The organism is Luteibacter sp. 9133, assembly GCF_000800155.1.
In the GTDB taxonomy this organism is placed as follows: domain Bacteria; phylum Pseudomonadota; class Gammaproteobacteria; order Xanthomonadales; family Rhodanobacteraceae; genus Luteibacter; species Luteibacter mycovicinus.
Map to the genome: position 1 here is coordinate 1346792 of NZ_JUHO01000001.1, position 16288 is coordinate 1363079.

The 16288-nt window shown below is 63.3% G+C and carries 15 protein-coding genes; 2 read left to right on the forward strand and 13 right to left on the reverse strand.

The annotated features are described in order from the left end of the window. Positions 1-173 precede the first annotated feature (173 nt). Positions 174-2009: a hypothetical protein gene (locus FA87_RS05790; RefSeq protein ID WP_156128502.1), complete on the forward strand. Its 1836-nt coding sequence runs from the start codon at positions 174-176 to the stop codon at positions 2007-2009. Positions 2010-2191: 182 nt separating this feature from the next. On the opposite strand, the gene mutS is transcribed toward FA87_RS05790, so the two are convergent. After that, positions 2192-4777 carry a DNA mismatch repair protein MutS gene (gene mutS / locus FA87_RS05795; RefSeq protein ID WP_043693013.1) on the reverse strand — a complete coding sequence of 862 codons (2586 nt, stop codon included), beginning with the start codon at positions 4775-4777 and terminating at the stop codon, positions 2192-2194. A gap of 176 nt (positions 4778-4953) precedes the next feature. Here mutS and FA87_RS05800 point away from each other — a divergent pair, with 176 nt between their 5' ends. Further along, positions 4954-5748 (forward strand): lysozyme inhibitor LprI family protein, encoded by a 795-nt coding sequence (locus tag FA87_RS05800; protein ID WP_043693015.1) that lies wholly within the window; start codon positions 4954-4956, stop codon positions 5746-5748. A 65-nt stretch (positions 5749-5813) separates the two neighbouring features. On the opposite strand, the gene FA87_RS05805 is transcribed toward FA87_RS05800, so the two are convergent. From FA87_RS05805 to FA87_RS19775, 12 genes are all read right to left on the reverse strand, one after another. Beyond that, positions 5814-6179: a hypothetical protein gene (locus FA87_RS05805; protein ID WP_036114807.1), complete on the reverse strand. Its 366-nt coding sequence runs from the start codon at positions 6177-6179 to the stop codon at positions 5814-5816. Positions 6180-6216: 37 nt separating this feature from the next. Continuing rightward, on the reverse strand, positions 6217-6639 hold the full coding sequence (locus FA87_RS05810) for a roadblock/LC7 domain-containing protein (RefSeq protein ID WP_043693017.1): 423 nt from the start codon (positions 6637-6639) through the stop codon (positions 6217-6219). Further along, a complete protein-coding gene (locus tag FA87_RS05815; RefSeq protein ID WP_036114803.1) occupies positions 6636-7196 on the reverse strand; it encodes a hypothetical protein in 561 nt (186 codons plus the stop codon). Before FA87_RS05815 ends, FA87_RS05810 begins: the two co-directional genes overlap by 4 nt. Then, positions 7193-8140 (reverse strand): hypothetical protein, encoded by a 948-nt coding sequence (locus FA87_RS05820; protein ID WP_043693020.1) that lies wholly within the window; start codon positions 8138-8140, stop codon positions 7193-7195. Before FA87_RS05820 ends, FA87_RS05815 begins: the two co-directional genes overlap by 4 nt. Beyond that, positions 8137-8895 carry a PAS domain-containing protein gene (locus tag FA87_RS19760; protein WP_052191167.1) on the reverse strand — a complete coding sequence of 253 codons (759 nt, stop codon included), beginning with the start codon at positions 8893-8895 and terminating at the stop codon, positions 8137-8139. The genes FA87_RS05820 and FA87_RS19760 overlap by 4 nt, the downstream gene beginning before the upstream one ends. A 291-nt stretch (positions 8896-9186) precedes the next feature. Beyond that, positions 9187-10764, reverse strand: a complete 1578-nt coding sequence (locus FA87_RS21270) for a peptidoglycan-binding protein (RefSeq protein ID WP_052191168.1) — start codon at positions 10762-10764, stop codon at positions 9187-9189. 43 nt (positions 10765-10807) lie between these two features. After that, positions 10808-11344, reverse strand: a complete 537-nt coding sequence (locus FA87_RS05835) for a hypothetical protein (protein ID WP_043693022.1) — start codon at positions 11342-11344, stop codon at positions 10808-10810. A 72-nt stretch (positions 11345-11416) separates the two neighbouring features. Further along, positions 11417-11734: a hypothetical protein gene (locus FA87_RS05840; RefSeq protein ID WP_156128503.1), complete on the reverse strand. Its 318-nt coding sequence runs from the start codon at positions 11732-11734 to the stop codon at positions 11417-11419. Between the two features lie 202 nt (positions 11735-11936). Next, positions 11937-12470 (reverse strand): hypothetical protein, encoded by a 534-nt coding sequence (locus FA87_RS05845; protein WP_043693028.1) that lies wholly within the window; start codon positions 12468-12470, stop codon positions 11937-11939. 50 nt (positions 12471-12520) lie between these two features. Further along, the gene (locus FA87_RS05850; protein ID WP_036114784.1) at positions 12521-14203 is read right to left on the reverse strand and encodes a type IV secretory system conjugative DNA transfer family protein; all 1683 of its coding nucleotides are present in this window, start codon (positions 14201-14203) and stop codon (positions 12521-12523) included. A gap of 78 nt (positions 14204-14281) precedes the next feature. Then, on the reverse strand, positions 14282-15724 hold the full coding sequence (locus FA87_RS19770; RefSeq protein WP_052191169.1) for an XVIPCD domain-containing protein: 1443 nt from the start codon (positions 15722-15724) through the stop codon (positions 14282-14284). Continuing rightward, positions 15721-16239 carry a hypothetical protein gene (locus FA87_RS19775; protein WP_156128504.1) on the reverse strand — a complete coding sequence of 173 codons (519 nt, stop codon included), beginning with the start codon at positions 16237-16239 and terminating at the stop codon, positions 15721-15723. The genes FA87_RS19770 and FA87_RS19775 overlap by 4 nt, the downstream gene beginning before the upstream one ends. Between the last annotated feature and the right edge of the window lie 49 nt (positions 16240-16288).

Genomic DNA, 16288 nt, shown 5'->3' on the forward strand with positions numbered 1-16288 from the left:
CAACGTGCCTATCGGGCGTGGCGGCGCTAGTTTTTCTGTCACTCTGTCCTGCCGTTCGGGCCGCGGACACGTGTGAGTCCACGTTCAAGTCCTCCGGAAGTCTGTTTTCCGGGAAGGTTTTCGAGGCACATTCGATCGCTCCTGGCGTCACGGCGCAGGGCGCAGTCGCGCAGATGAAGGCCATCGCACCGGGCGAGGACTTTGAAGTCGGCCAGGACACGCTGACCGGATCGACTGCCACGCTTGCTCTCACCAACAAGGCGCAGGCCAATGCGCGAGGATTTCCTGTCGAGTTTTCAGCTGATGACAAGGGGCAACTCGTACTCAAGGCCAGTCTGCCCGCCGGGATGGGGGCCAGTGAAAAGGACATGCGCGCGTCAATGTGCGGCATTCTTGCGCGGGTAAAGTCCGGCGGATCACAGCCGTCCGTCGCGGCTGCAGGCATTTCCGGCGCACCTGCGCTACAAAGTGGATCGGGCGCGTTACCCGACCCCATTTCCCCAGAGGATTCCACACGCCTCTGCGAGGCGAACTTCACAGACGAAACCGATGTGGTCGGTGGAACCCGTTCCGTCTTCGGTACGTGGACATTGACCTCGTCCGGAGAAGACGCGCGGCAAGCTCTGGCTCGTCTCAAGGCGTTCCTCGCCAAGACCCCGGACGCGCGCATGGTTCGGGAGGAGTATCACGGCAAGAAGGGCGCCATGGACATTGCGCTCACTAGTGCCGCCTACGTTCGCTCGACGATCATGGATGTGCCCGATGTCAGGCCGTTTCCCGTGCGAGTGGAGTTCGATGGCGACATGGGGGCGGCATCTCTCGTGCTTCGTACGTTCTCGAAGCAGCAAGGGTCGCGCGACGTGCTTCGCACTGCGGCTTGCGCCATGGTGGCAGCCGCAGTGGCTGGCGCCGCCCCGTCATCACCCAGCCGCACTGGGAGTGCCTCGCGGTTCCGAAACCCGTTCAAGCAGGCCGAAGATCCTGCGATGGCGAAACGCACGGACGACCTGAAACGCCGAAACGATGGTATCGAAGCGCTTTTCGTGCGTGCGATCCATGCCGGCAAGGCGTTTGTCGCTGTGCCATCCCTGTTCGTATCCAAGAAATACCAGGCCATGGGAGTCGACAAGCTCAGGGAAGAACAACTGGTCAATTACTGGATCGACCTCACGGCTACGACTGAGTGGCGTCGTACGGATGATCCGGCCGATGTACTGCGTACGGGCTCCATGTCGAGCATGATCGAGCAGGGCTTGCATGGGTTTGCGTACAGGTACCCGGGCGGCAGCGGCAACTCGGAGTATGGCCTGTTTATCGTGGATCCCGGCACCTATGACTTGAAAGGCACCAGCGCAGAGTTTCGCCGTTCGCCCATGCCGGACATGTCGGGGAAGGCTGCTTCGGCGAGGTCGCCGTTGGGCACGGCATCGTTTGTGTCCACGCAGGATACCGAGTACTACAAGACCCAGGTGTGGCAGAGCGCCACGTATCAAAACGGCAGTTATACCGGCACCTATTGCGCCCTCATGGATGCCACGACGGGCGGATGCGCCGGCTTCGACGTCGGCACCCGAAGCTATTCGAAGCAGGCGACCGCAGGGGGATACCAGACCGTGCTGCGCGACAAGCAAGTCAGCGGGCTGCTGGTCACGACGCAGCTGTTGCATGCGTTTGCGTCGTTCCGGGTCGGCAAGGGCGATGTGGTTTATGTCGACGGTTTTGTCGTGGACGGCGCCAGTGTCGTCATCGATCACGACGCATGCAGGCAGTCCGATGGCGACATGGCGACCTGCGCCCTGAAGTCGTTCAACCTGTTGCGTATCCCCGCCACGGCTGAGCATGTTGCGGAATGGCAACGAAGCGGTTTGCTTGCTCCGTCGCTGGCTGACCTGCTCCGCGCGGCGAAGCCGGCCAGGCTGACGCTCGGTGCCGGCGTTAGCGCCCTGCCTCAGAAGCCAGGTACGTTCGAGTCCGGTTGGGCGACGCGCTACGCTTTGGAAGGCAGGTAGATAAAAACCGCCCCCCGAATTCCAACCCCGGGCTGCTGACTCGGGATGGGAGCGGGGGGCGTCACGGAGCCGAAGATGGAGAGTCGTAAGACTCCGTGAAATGGAACGACCCCACTATAAGAACAGACGTCGCTTAGTGGAATTCGATTGTTCAGATCGATCCCATAGGGTCCTTCAATGGTTCAGCGCAGCATTTTCCGCAGCCTGTAAAGCTGATCCAGCGCCTCCCTGGGTGTGAGGTCATCCGGATCGACCGCCCGCAGTGCCTCCTCGACCGGCGACGGCAACGGAGGCGCGAACAACCCCATCTGCGGCGCCGCGGCAGGCGGTGTCGCGACGGCCGCCGTGACCTCGTGGCCCTGCTCGAGCGCAGCCAGATAACGACGCGCGTCCGCGATCACGGCCTTGGGCAAACCTGCCAGCGCGGCCACCTGCAATCCGAAACTTCGATTGGCCGGGCCATCTTTCACCGTGTGCATGAAGACCAGCTGCTCGCCGTATTCGACCGCGTCGAGATGCACATTGGCGATCGTGCGGTAATCGCCGGCCAGTTCCGTGAGCTCGAAGTAGTGCGTGGCGAACAGCGTGTACGCACAACTCGTCGCCGCAAGATGCACCGCTGCCGCGCGTGCGAGCGACAAGCCATCGTACGTGCTGGTACCGCGACCCACTTCGTCCATCAGTACGAGGCTGCACTCGGTCGCGTTATGCAGGATGTTAGCGGTCTCGCTCATTTCGACCATGAAGGTCGACTGGCCTCGCGACAGGTCGTCACCCGCGCCGATACGCGTGAAGATGCGATCGATCGGTCCGATCGTCGCGCCCGACGCGGGCACGTAACTGCCGACGTGCGCGAGCAGGACGATCAGCGCGTTCTGGCGCATGTAGGTCGACTTACCGCCCATGTTCGGGCCGGTGATCACGAGCATGCGACGATCGCTGTCCAGTGCGAGGTCATTCGGCTCGAAAGGCTCGTCGCGCACCTTCTCCACGACGGGATGGCGGCCGCGGTCAATGCGGATGCCGGGCACGTCGGTGAGTTCGGGCGCGGCCCAGTCGAGCGTCTCCGCGCGATCGGCGAGGTCCGCCAGTACGTCCAGTTCAGCCATCGCCGAGGCGGCGATCTTCAGTTCCGGCAGGCGTTCGGTGAGCTTGTCGAGCAGCAGTTCGTACAGGGCTCGCTCGCGCATCAGCGACCGTTCCTTTGCCGACAGCACCTTGTCTTCGAACTGCTTCAGTTCTTCGGTGATGTAGCGCTCGGCGTTCTTTGTCGTCTGCCGCCGCGTGTAGTGCTGTGGCGCCTTCTCGGACTGCGCCTTGGAGATTTCGATGTAATAGCCGTGTACGCGGTTGTAGCCGACCTTCAGCGTGGCGATGCCGCTGGCCGCTTTCTCGCGCTCCTCCATGTCGACGAGGAACTGGTCGGCATTGGTGGACAGCTGGCGCAGTTCGTCGAGCTCGTCGTCATAGCCTTCGGCGAGCACGCCGCCGTCGCGCAGAAGCACCGGCGGTTGCGCGATCACTGCACGGGCGAGCAGGGCGGCGGTGTCCGCGTGGTCGCCGATACGCTCAACCAGACTGTGCAGCAAGGGGCTGTCCAGGCCGGCGATGTCTTCGCGCAACGCCGGTGCGGCAGCCAGGCCGTCGCGTAGGGTGGACAGATCGCGCGGACGCGCGGAGCGCAGTGCCACGCGCGCCAGGATGCGCTCGAGGTCGCCAATGCCGCGAAGGCGTTCGCGCAGCGTCGCATGACGGCGCGTATCGATCAGGCTCCCGATCGCCTGATGGCGTCCGCGCAGGACGGTGCGATCGCGCAGCGGACGATTGAGCCAGCGACGCAGCAGACGCGCACCCATCGGCGTCACCGTCTCGTCGAGCACGCCGAGCAGCGTGTTCTCGACGCGGCCGCTCTGGTGCGTGTCGATCTCCAGGTTACGGCGCGTGGCGGCGTCCATCGCGATCGTCTCGCCCGCGTTCTCCACGGCCATGCCGGTGAGATGGGGCAGGGCGGCCTTCTGGGTTTCTTCGACGTAGCCAAGCAGACAACCCGCGGCGGCAACGGCAAGCGGCATACCGTCGACACCGAAGCCACGCAGGTCGCGCGTTCTGAAGAAGCGGCAGAGCTCACGCGTGGCGGCATCCCCGTCGAAATGCCACGGCTGCCGCTTGCGCAGGCCCGGCAGCGAGGAGACCAGCTTCGGCCATGCGACGTCCTCACCGACCAGCGTTTCGGCCGGCTGCAGGCGTGCGAGTTCGGCGGCAAGACCTTCGGCGCTGCCTACTTCGGTCAGCAGAAAACGCCCGGTCGACAGGTCGACCCATGCCAGGCCATAGCCTGTCTGGCCAGCGGCGATGGACAGCAGCAGATTGTCGCGGCGCTCTTCCATCAACGCCGCATCGGTCACGGTACCCGGGGTGACGATGCGGACGACCTCGCGCTTCACGGGCCCCTTGGAGGTGGCCGGATCGCCGATCTGTTCGCACAGCGCCACGGACTCACCCAGCCTGACCAGGCGCGCCAGGTAATTCTCGACCGCGTGATAGGGCACGCCGGCCATCGGAATGGGGGCGCCCGCCGACTGGCCGCGCTGCGTCAGGGTGATATCGAGCAGCCGCGCCGCCTTGCGGGCGTCGTCGTAGAACAGCTCGTAGAAGTCGCCCATCCGGAAGAACAGCAGGATGTCCGGATACTCCGCCTTCGCCCCGAGGTACTGGCGCATGAAGGGCGTATGCCCGGCGGCCGAGCGGTCGTCGTCTGGTAAAGCCATGATTTTCCGAGGGGTTGCGATGGGGCAGGGCGCCTGTGATGGCGCGCTGGCCGTGCATGATACCGCCCGGCGCGATTCTCTACAGATCACGCGCTGAGTTAGGATTCCGGTCGCCCGACGTCGCGAGGCGTGGACTCAGCGCTGGGTCGTGGCGGAGCGCAAACAAGGAGAAGTGAATGAGCAGGATTCTGATCGGGTGCTTATTGCTGCTGTTCGTCGGCAGTGCGGTAGCGGAGCAGGTACGAAACCCCTATCTGCCCACCCAGGGCGGAGTCACGGAGGGCTATACCGCTTGTCTCCTTGCCGCCGGCAATGGCGACCATAACGTCTGCCTGGCGTCGGAATTTGACCATCATCAGGCCACGCTGGATATCGAGTATTCGGTACTTTTCAGCAAACTCGACCCGGCGGCCCAGAAAGCACTGGATGCCGAGCAGAAGCGGTGGGTAGCCGACCGGGCGAAGAGCTGCGGGGTCGCGGACACACCCGAGGGCGTTGCGAAGAACGCATGCGCGGTCAGCCGGACGCTGCAGCGCGCTCATGTCATTGACGGGCGGCTCAACGCTTTCGGACCCGGTGACGCGTCGGTGGTGGGAAAGTGGGGATACCGCAGCCGATGCGACATGGGTCATTTCGTCGAATTCGCGGCTACGCAGCAGGGAACCGACGTCAAAGGCACCTGGTCGGACGGCACGGATACCGGGGGTAACGACGGTGAGTTCAGCGGCGCGTGGCGCAGTGGTCGCTTGTATGTTCGCTTTTGCGCCAACGCGGCAGAGCGAGGCGGCTATCCCGTTTGCCCCGCATATGGCAATGAAGATGCTTACTTCGTGCCGGAGGCCGGCAAGCTTGTCTGGTATCGCTCGAGTGGACCAGCCTCCGACCACGTCTTCGAGAAGTATGTCTCGCTGAATCGCAAGCCGCAGAACGGTGAGATACCGTTCGACATGCACTGTTCGTCATCGAACTAGGCGACGACGAAGCATCTCTGGCGCGCCCGGAACGCCGGGGGCGCCAGAGGCCACGCATCGCTACATCAGATCGCGACAGCCGCCGACACGTCAGCCGTACGGCGACGCGCCAGCGCCAGATTCGACTTGGCGCGGTCGAGCACCACGTACAGGAACAGGCCCGGGTACTTCGCGACCGGATTGATCACGTGGTACTGCTTTTCCAGCGTGATCAGCATGTCTTCGATCGCTTCCTTGATGCCCAGCGACTGCATCGTCTTCATCTTCGCGCGGACCACTTCGGTGTTACCGGCGGCGGCGATGTCGAGGTCGAAGGTGCCGGTGTTGCCTGCGGTGCCGAGGCACATGCCGCTGTTGGAGTCGACCAGCGCGGCGCAGACGGCGCCATCGGTGGTCATCAGTTCGGCGAGCGATTCTTGCAGAGTAGCCATGGTGTTTCCCCTTGTTTGTGTTCGTAGGTTGTTCCGGTCAGGGCCGGAGCGATTCGCGGATCTGGGTGGCGCATTCGCGGATAGCCCACAGGCTGCTGCCCAGGAGCACGTCCGCGCGGGCGACGAGTGCGAGTACGTAGTCGCTTCGTTCGCCACGGATGGAAACGACCTGCATCTGCCGGTCGCTGAACTGGAGGCTGATGATTTCCAGCCCGCCCGCATCGATCTGCGCGCCGGCCGCTTCACCCAGCGCGCAAAGCGAGCTCATCACGGCCGCGACGCGGTTCTGCATGGTCTCGTCCAGCGCACCCGAGAAGGCCGATGGAAACCCGTCAGCCGTGGCCAGCATCGCCCCTTCGGCTCCATTGATCCGTTCGATCATCACCGACAGGAACTGCTCGAGCACGAAACGCTGGGTACGGGACAACGACGACATCGGCGCAGCAAATGAGGTGTTCATGGGGCGAGTTCCAGGGCAGCGCCGTCCGTGCGGCCTTCCAGCTGCACGAACAGTACGTCGAGAAGCAGGTGGACGTCTGCGCGCTGGCGCACGTCTACGGAAAAAACCGGGGTGGTGTAACCGCGGGAGGCGAGATGTTCGATGAAGTCGTCCGTCGGGACGGCACCGGGCACGTCACCGCGACCCACACCGAGCACGGCTCGCTGATCGCGCAGCAGGTGCCCGAAAGCCTCCAGGAACGGGTCGAGGGCGGCCAGTGCGTCGGGCGCCGCGGCGTCGGCCAGCAGGACCGCCCCCAGCGCGCCCTTGCCGACCATGGGCCACATGAAGGAGAAGCGGGTCTGTCCGGGCACGCCATAGAGGCGCAACAGACCGCCGCCTTCGATCACCACTTCGCCGTAGTCCAGAGCGACCGTGGTCGACGCCTTGGCATGCGCCTCCCGATCCGTATTGCGCACCTCGGTGACGACCGGTGGCTTGCTGCTGATCGCGGTAATCGCGGTCGTCTTGCCAGCCCCCATGGGACCGATGAAGACGAGCTTGTAATCCTTGCTCATCGGCTCGCTTCCTTCATACCCAGGGCGCGGCGGATCGCACCGACCGCCGCGTACAGGCGGCTCGGTGCGGGTGCGACGACCGGGGGCGGTGTGTCGTCGATGTCGGCGGTGACCTCCAGCCATCCGCACAGTCGGCAGCCGGCGAGGAAGACGAGGAGATCGTCGCGATCTTTCGAAAAGGTCGTGAGCAGGGCATGTAGCGAGGTCGGCTGACGGGTCAGGCGGGACGCCACATGCAGAAAGGTGTCGCGTCGCTCGAGCGAACCGAAGTCCGGCCAGCGCCGCAGCTTGAGGCGGCGGTCGCCGGGAATGCCCAGCGCGTCGGGTTGCCAGTTGCCGGTCAGCGCCAGCGCCCACAACACGTGCGCGAGCGATGAGCGTACGGCCGTCGACGGCGGAATGCCGCGTGGCACGCTGGACAGCATCACCTGACCCTCGCCAAGTACTTCGGCGAGGCGACCTACGGCCGACGGCGCCAGCCAGGCGCAGCGATTGGCCGGGTCGAGCAGCGCGGTCGGGCCCGATGCCGTAGACACGTGGACCATGCGGTCGCGCGTTTCCGCTCGTGCCACTTCGTCCAGCCAGCGATCGAGCGGGCTGGGAGGAAGGGCGGCGGTCATGTGGGGCGAATTCGCGGCGGCGGGCAGGTCGCGCACCGGCGTGCGAAGCAGCGACATCACATCGGACATCTGGCTGATGTTGGGCCAGCGATCCAGGAAGATGGCGGGAACCGACGAGGCGCGACGCGGACCCGCGATGACACAGCGCGGGCCGCCACGGACGGCGGGCGGGAGGTCGCCCAGGCTCACCGCGAAGAACACGTCGCATTTCTCACGTGGCGCGGTGTGCCATGTGATGCCCGCCAGACGGAGTCCCGCACGTAGCAACATGGCGTCGCCCAGTGGCATGGGGCCAAAGGCGATGGCAAGGGCGGCCTCGCTCATGCGGCCCCCGTACCGACCAGGGTGCGATCGCGACGCTCGCGGACGATACCCACGAGCCAGCGCACCTCGTTGTGATCGTCCGACACCGGCGAGACGTAAAGCTCGTTATCGAACGCTTCGCCATTCTTGCGGTAATTGCGGACCACGACCTGGGTGGCCTGCTTGAGTGCGATCGCACGACGCAGCGCCGAAATCGCCTGGGGATCCGAATCCGGACCCTGCAGGAAGCGGCAGTTGCGCCCGATGCACTCCGCGGCTGTGTAGCCGGTCAGCTGTTCGAAGCGACGGTTGACGAAAGCGATGGGCTGATCGACCGCCTGTGCGTCGACCATGATGACGCCCGCACCGATCGCCTCGAGCGTGCTCTGCAGATCGCTGAGACGTCCGCGGCTGACGCCGAAAAGACTGACATCCATGACGCTGATGACGCGGAACCGCTCGCCCCGCTGAGTGACGGTACGCGCCTGGAAAAGAAGAAATTTCTCAATCGCGCCATCGCGGCGAAGCTGGCCTTCGGTGCTCAGCTCCGCACTGTCGATGTCCAGCAAGGGGGCGGCCTGGGACAGCATGAGGGTGGCCGGCATGCGAAGGCGCAGCTCCGCGCCGAGCAGGTCCTTTTCATTGATGCCCAGCCGATCAGCGAAATCACCGGCCGTCTGTACGACCCGACCCGATGCGTCGGTGATGCAGAGGCCGAGCCGGGTGGCCCGTAATCCCTCACGAAGAAGCGCGTTCTCTGCTTCCAGATAGTCCATGACTCGCGTAACCCCTGTCCGGCGTGCGATTGGATCGATTTAGGCAATTTTGCCGAATTTTACTACTTAAGTGTGACTTAGTGCACATATACGGCCGTCGCTCCCGGGACTTGAGGACGCAAATGTGAAGACGCCCCCAGTGGGGGCGTCTGATTTCGTCTGCTATGCGCGGCCACTGGGCGCGACTGGTCAACCCAGTCGTGCCATTTATGTGCATTCTGAGGTACGAGCGGATGGCGTGCTGTGACCGGCATCCGCTTATTGAAAATCGTCCCTCGGGTCACCCTCCCGTCATGTCCGGGAGGGGGCGCTCTGCACAGCTTCGTGGCTCTGCGTGATCGACTGCGACGGCTGGGCTTGCTGGCGCGCCAGGTCGCTCGCAACGAATGCCTCGGCGCTGCTCTGCGCCAAGGGTGTATTGGCCGCTTTCACCACATCGACCTCCGCATGCTGCTTGAAGGGAGAGTTTTCGGCGCCCTGCATGGCATACACCTTGGTTGCGTCCTGGTTGAGAACGACCTGATCGATGCTCCTCATCCCGGCGACGGTCGCCGCCGACGTGAGCGAGCCCGCGATGTTGGTGGTGTGCGGGCCGGACTCGCGGCCATGCTGTGCATCGAGCCCCTGCACACGTTCGAGCGCCTGACGGAACATGCCGTTGGCGGGATGACTTGCGTCGGCGAGTGACGGTATGCCCGCCTGGCGTTGCGCGCTTTCGATCGCCTGGAAGGTCTTCGGGCCTGCTATACCGTCGGCCTCGAGGCCATGCGCACGCTGGAAAGACTGCAGCGCTTCCCTGGTCTGCGTGCCGAAGTGTCCGTCCGCGGCAAGCGGGCGCCCGTTCGAGCCGGTGATGCCCTGATCGCGCAGGTGGGCTTGCAGCGCTTCGACCGACGCGCCCGTGGCGCCTTCGCGCAGCGAAGCTGCCGTCGGCGAGTGTGTTGCGGAGGGTGTTGCCGGTGCCGGTGCCGGTGCCGCCGGTGCCGCCGGTGCTGCCGGCGTTGCGGCGGGCTGCGCCTTGTCATGCTGCAGGTTCTGTTCGAGCGCCTTCAGCGTGGCCGGTCCGACGATGCCGTCCGCCTTGAGATGATGGTCCGTCTGGAACCGCTCGATGGCGAGCTTGGTTTCCTTGCCGGCGTGGCCGTCCACGACCAGTGGCTTGCCGTTGGTGTCGGTGTAGCCATGGGCGTTGAGCAGGGTCTGGACGTGCTCGGCTTTCTCTTTGCTCATCCGGTGGCCGCCGCCACCGGCCAGCGGGATCGGATCCGGACCGCCGGGCTTGTAGCCCTTGTCTAGCGCGCCTTCCCATGCCTGCGCGGCGTTCTTACGCTCGGCAAGGCCGTTGTGGCCGCCATTGATGTCCTTGCAGGCGCCTGTGACATCGGTCTGATGACCGTGGGGCTGGACGCGATCCTTCCAGTAGTGGATGGCGATCTTTGCGGCGACATCGCGATCGGCGGCCAGCTCGGGGTGGTTGGCCAGATCAAGCCCCAGCTCCTTGCCGACGGCCTCGTAGTTCGCACGGCCGGTCAGCTGCACATAGCCGCGACCGTGGAATTTCCAGCCGTCGCCCGGCTCGGTGTTTCCAAGATTTTTCTTGCCCCAGCCACCGCCGTAGATTTCGTTGGCGATCGCCTCCTGACCACCCGCGGCGACCTTGTTGGCTTCAGCGAGCGTGTTCATCCCGTTGCGGCCGGGGAAGACTTCGAGCAGGCGACTGCCGGAGTAGCCCAGGCCTTCGTTCATGCTCGAGTAGCCTCCGCACTCCACCTGCATCTGGCCCATGAAATTGGCCAGTTCCCTGGGGTCGGTAATGCCCGCCTTCGTGGCGGCGTCCATCAGATAGTCGGCGTTTTCTTTCGCGGACATGGTGTAACTCCTGGTTGACTTAAAAGGGAAGGTCGTCCGCGGCTTATTGCCCCGGGACGCCGTTCTTCTCGATCGCCGGATCGCTCTTGAGCTTGAGCGTCGCGTCGATCAGTGCATCGTCATCCGTGTCGGTGACCTTGCCCGCCTGGCAAGCGCTCTGTTTCACCGGTTTGTCCTGGCCGTCCTTGAGCACCACCAACCCGCCGTCTTGCAGGTTGTTCGAGCCTGAAACCGAATAAACGACGTATTTGAACCCAGCGTTGGTGAACGAATAGGCATAACCGCCGGTATTACCAGCGAAGCCCAGGTGCGTACGCGTGAATTCGGCCGGAGCATTGGCAGCGGGATAGGTCAGCTCCGGCTTTGCCGCATCGCGTCCGTAGGCGTAGTAGAAATGGCCGCTGCCGTGCGTAACGTCGCCCGCCGCGCACATGGAGACCGTCTTGCCGCCTCCGGCAAGCGGGCACGAAAACACCGGTTTGTCGCCCCTGGCGCACATCGTCGGCGCTGGCGCGGCAGCGCCGATAGCGGGGGCGATGAGTGCGGCGGCGAGCAGAAACGCGTTTGCATAGGTCTTCATGGTGGAACTCGACTCCTGGATGACGTGGTGGCGGGACGTTCGCGCCAACCTCAGATGTTAAGTGGCTCGACCTTAGCTTTTTCCATCAGCCGCGAGGTGAAGTACTTGTCTTCGTAGTAACGGATGTACGTCACCCTCCTTGCCCTCGATGTGCCCCGCTTCCTTATGCAGGATGAGCATGTCGCGCTGCCTGGTGGCACCGCCGCTTTCATTCTCAAAAACGGCTACGGCATCGGCACCGTCGGCGTCGCCGCTGGATTTGAAGGCGACGAGCTTCGTACCCGCGGGAGCAAAGGCGGCAACCTCCGTTGGCGCAGAGGGCTGCGCGGCCGCCGCTATCAGGGTAGCGGGGAGGGCTATCGCTACGATGGTTACCAGGGCAATGCGCATGCTGCGGACATCCTGTTCGACGGGATGAATCGTGGTCATTTTATGGCGGGTATTTCGACAGTCGCGCATCTATGCCTGCGCATATCATTGTTCGCCTGGATTCTGTGCCAGCCGGTAACTCGGTGTCCGCGGCGCACATATTCTGCAGGGTCATGCCACACATAGGTGTAACTCCTGTTGAAACGCCATAATCGATGGTTCGTTATGGCGTGGGCACGCCCTGGACCTCGATCTCCGGATCGCTCTCCCACTGCAGGGTCTTTTCTATCAAAGAACGGTCCGGCGCAACGCTGACCTTGCCGGCTTCGCAGCGGGATTGCCTGATGGGCTTCGTCTCGCCGTCTTTCAACACGACCAGCCCCTGGTCTTCCAGATTGTTTGACCCAGAAATCGAGTAGATGACGTACTTGAATCCCCTATTGGTGAAAGCGTATGCAAAGCCGCCGGTATTACCGCCGAACATCAAGTGAGTTCGAGTGAACTTGGCCTCGTCGCCCGCACCGGGATACCGCAGCTCCGGTTTCGAAACGTCGCCTCCGTAGGCATAGTAAAACTGACCTCCACCATGGGGTTCGCCAGCAGTGGCACAAAGTGAAACGGTCTTCTTGCTTCCGGCCAGGGGACACGAGAAGACCGGCTGGTCGCCCCTTGCGCACATCGTCGGCGCGGGCGCGGCGCCGACAGCGGGAGCGGTGAGGGTGGCGGCGAGCAGAAGCGCGCTTGCACAGGTCTTCATGATCGAATTCGACTCCTGGATGACGTGGTGGCGGGACGTTCGCGCCGACCTCAGATGTTAAGTGGCTCGACCTTGGCTTTTTCCATCAGCCGCGAGGTGAAGTACTTGTCTTCGTAGTAACGGATCTTCTCGCAGAGGACCGGATGCGGAATGCCTTCGTAGAGGAATACTTCCTTGTCCGTGCCCATCGCCTTGAGTTCCTGCGGCAGCATGAGCGCGCGCTTCTCTTCGGTATGGCTGGTCGAGACGTCACCCTTCTTGCTCTTGGTGATGTTCTCGCGACGCACCGTGGTGTAGCCCAGCATGTCGGAGTAGTCGTTGGCGTCCTGCTGCTCGCGCGGGGCGAAGACGATCTGCAAGGCATGGTTGGTGATGACCGTGCGTGAGACGTCCTTGCCGTAGGTCGCGTCCAGCTGCGCCATGCTCTGGATGATCGGTAGCAGACGGATGTTATAGCCGGCCATGTACGAAACGGCCGAGGCGATGATTTCGACCTTGCCGATAGAAGTGAACTCGTCCATGAGCAACAGGCACTGATGCTTCAGCTCCTTGTTGTTCTGCGGCAGTTCCTTCGTGTTGAGGTTGATCAGCTGGCTGAAGAACAGGTTTACGATCAGTCGGCTTTCGGACAGCTTGTTGGGCTGGATGCCGATATAGATCGTCATCTTCTTCTTGCGGACATCGGTCAGCAGGAAGTCGTCTTCGCTGGTGGCCGCGTCCAGCACCGGGTTGATCCAGGCGTTCAGCGGCTCCTTGAAGGTACCGAGGATCGAGGCGAACGTTTCGGCCGCCTGCGAAAGCATGTTGGCGAAGGCCGACTGGGCATTCGAACTCAGGAACGGCTGCTTCGACAGGGTGGTGTACAGCTCCCGCAGGTCGGTACCGTCGCCCGACGACAGACGATAGATCATGCCGAGCGTGGGCTTGCTGCGCAGCATCAAGGGCAGGTTGTTCTTCTCGTCGAACTCCCACTTCTCGCAGAGGTAAAGCGAGAAGGCCATGAAGGCGTTACGTGCCTGGCTGACCCAGAACTTCTGGTCATCGGAGCCGTCCGGGTACAGCATCGTGGCGATGCTCATCAGATCGGACACGCGGAAGGCGGGGTCCTTTGAGACATAACTCAAAGGATTCCAGCGGTGCGTGCGACGGTCTTCCGCAAACGGGTTGAACAGGTAGATTTCCTGTCCCTGGGATTTACGCCAGCCGCTGGTCAGGTCGAAGTTTTCCTGCTTGATGTCCAGGACCACGATGGATTCCTGGTAGTCGAGCAGGTTGGGGATGACCACGCCCACGCCCTTGCCCGAACGGGTCGGGGCGGCGAGGATGACGAACTGCTGCCCCGGCAGGCGGACGAGGTCTCCCTTGAACTTGCCGACGAGAATGCCGTTGTCCGCGGGGGAGAGCATCTTTTGCTTGCGCAGGTCCGACGCATGGGCGAAGCGTGCGTCGCCGTGCATGGCTTGCTGCTTCTTCTTCATGAGGAAGTAAAGCGCCACGAACCACAGGATCAGCGGCAGGCCGAAGCCCAGGCCACCTGCGGTCTTGATCTTCCACGCATAGGGCGCGACCTGCGGCAGGCCCAGTGCCCGGACGTATTCGTAGTAGGTGGCGAACCTCAGCGGAATCTGCCCCAGGCCGAGAAACAGCAGGGTCAGGTACCCCGAGAGCACCTCACCTGCGAGGAGCGCGATGACGAACAGGCCGGCGGCCCAATATCCCCTGGTCTTACTCATGCTCTATTTACCTTCCTGGCACGGTTGGATTGCGGGCGGAAGTGTAACGTTGCGATTGGTTTTTGGCATGGGCTCATCTCAAAGCCCATGGCTCGGTTGGGAGGGATCGCGCGACGGCGGTTGTTGCTGCGCCACCTGCGCGCCCTGCCGCCCCTGCGCGGCTTGTGCCGCGGCGATCCAGGCGTCGCTGCTCTCGGCCACGCTGGTGCGGGCCGCCTGCTCCGTCGGCAGCTCGGCGACGCGCTTGAGCGGCGACTCCATCGCGCCCTGCACGCCATAGATGCGCGAGGCGTCGTCGCTGAGCACCGCCTTGTCGATCCGCTCAAGCCCGTCCTGCCGCGCCTTGACCACCATGCTGCCGGCGATGTTCTCGCTGATGCCGTCCGGCTGACGTCCCTGGGCACGGTCCAGTTCGTGAACGGCGCTGCGCGCCTGCCTGAACATCGGATGGTCGGGGTGATCCGGGTCGTTCAGGGGCACGCTCGGCTTGTCGTGCGCGAACCAGGAACCGGGGTGGGTGAGGGTGTTCCAGGCGCTGTGGGCTTTTTCCTCGACTGCGTGGATGCCCTGGGAGATTTCGTGGCCGACGTGTTGGACACCTTCCTTCAGGTCCTCGAAGCCATGTTCGACAGCCAATACGCCTGCGCCCACGGCGTCGACGACGCGGTGCTCAACGGCGTCCTTGAACTCGCCGATCGCCTTGGGAATTTCCCACGCGGCCGACAAGCCCATGCGGATGTCGCGGACATCGTTGCGATAGCGGTCGACCATGCCTTCGTGGGCCCGATACCGAGCCTGGCTTTCCGCATCCATGATGGAGTGACCGAGGCGCGGATTGATCGGCGTGAAGTTGTCGATGGCATGCGCATCGAAATCGATGGCCTTGACCGGGTTGCGAGGACTCAGCAGCGTGCTGTCGTCGCGGTATCCCGCCTTGCTTAGGGTGTCGATGTCCTTCTCGGTCGCGTAGACACGCACTTCCCCAAAGTGCGGACTCGCTGCGGCGACAACGTCGCCGGCGCGAACATGGTCGATGACCTGCGAGCCACCTGACGGAATGCCCTGATTCAGGCCGGCCGCGCCGTAAGCATTGAACGTTTCGCCGTGCAGGCCGAACCGCGACGCGTTGATCTCGGCCAGCGTGCCGCCCAGCGAATGGCCGGTGACGGTGACATTCAGAGGCGTGCCATAGGTCTCTGACTTTTCCTTCGCCGCCGCAAGTACGCGCTTCGTAAATGCTTCGGAGTCCGCGGTTTGAAGGTTGATGCCCGTAAGCACCATGGCGGCATCGACACCACCATCCTGGACCGGTTCGCGATCGAACTCGGTGCCTCGATAAGCAATCACGACCTCGCCGGTGTCCACGCGCTCGTACGCGGTGGCCTGGAAGCCGGTCCGCGGATTGTTCATGGTGTCGATGGCCTTGTACTCGACGCCGTCCAGGATGGTGCTCTTGTCGAGCACCGGGTCGTTATATGCGTCCTGTGCGAGTAAGGCGTAATCGGTCGACTTGAATGTCATGGCTTGCGCTCCTCAGCCTTCATCGTGACCGAGAACAAACGGCCGGCCCCGTGGAACTGGCTGCGGTCGGCAATACCGGTGTCGACTCGGACAGTCTGCGACTTCGTGTACGAACCTTCCGCGAAGTAGCGAGGGATGGCATTTCCGGTAAGGAGATCGTCATGGAACAACGATGCGCTGAACGTTACCGTCGCATGGGTGAGTTCGATACCTGCCGCCATCAGCGCCCAGTGACAGGTGCCCTTGCCAAAGTAATCTTCATCCTGGAGCAAATCGAGATATACCGTCGCGCGATAGATGTTGTCGTGATCGTGACGGAATTCGATGTCGGCGCGTTTTTCAGGGACGATGCGCGCGCCCATGACCGGCGTCGGCGGGACGCACAGCTCGTTTGTGACGCGATAGTCGGCGATGCCGTGGATTCGATCGAACGGACCCGGCGCGCCATCGATCGTCGCGGTGATCTCGTACCGCATTTTGGGGGCCGGATTCTGCTTGATGTCGGGCTGGGTCATGTTGGCACCGTAAGCGTTGAGATGGATGGCGAATAAAGAAAGAAAGGGT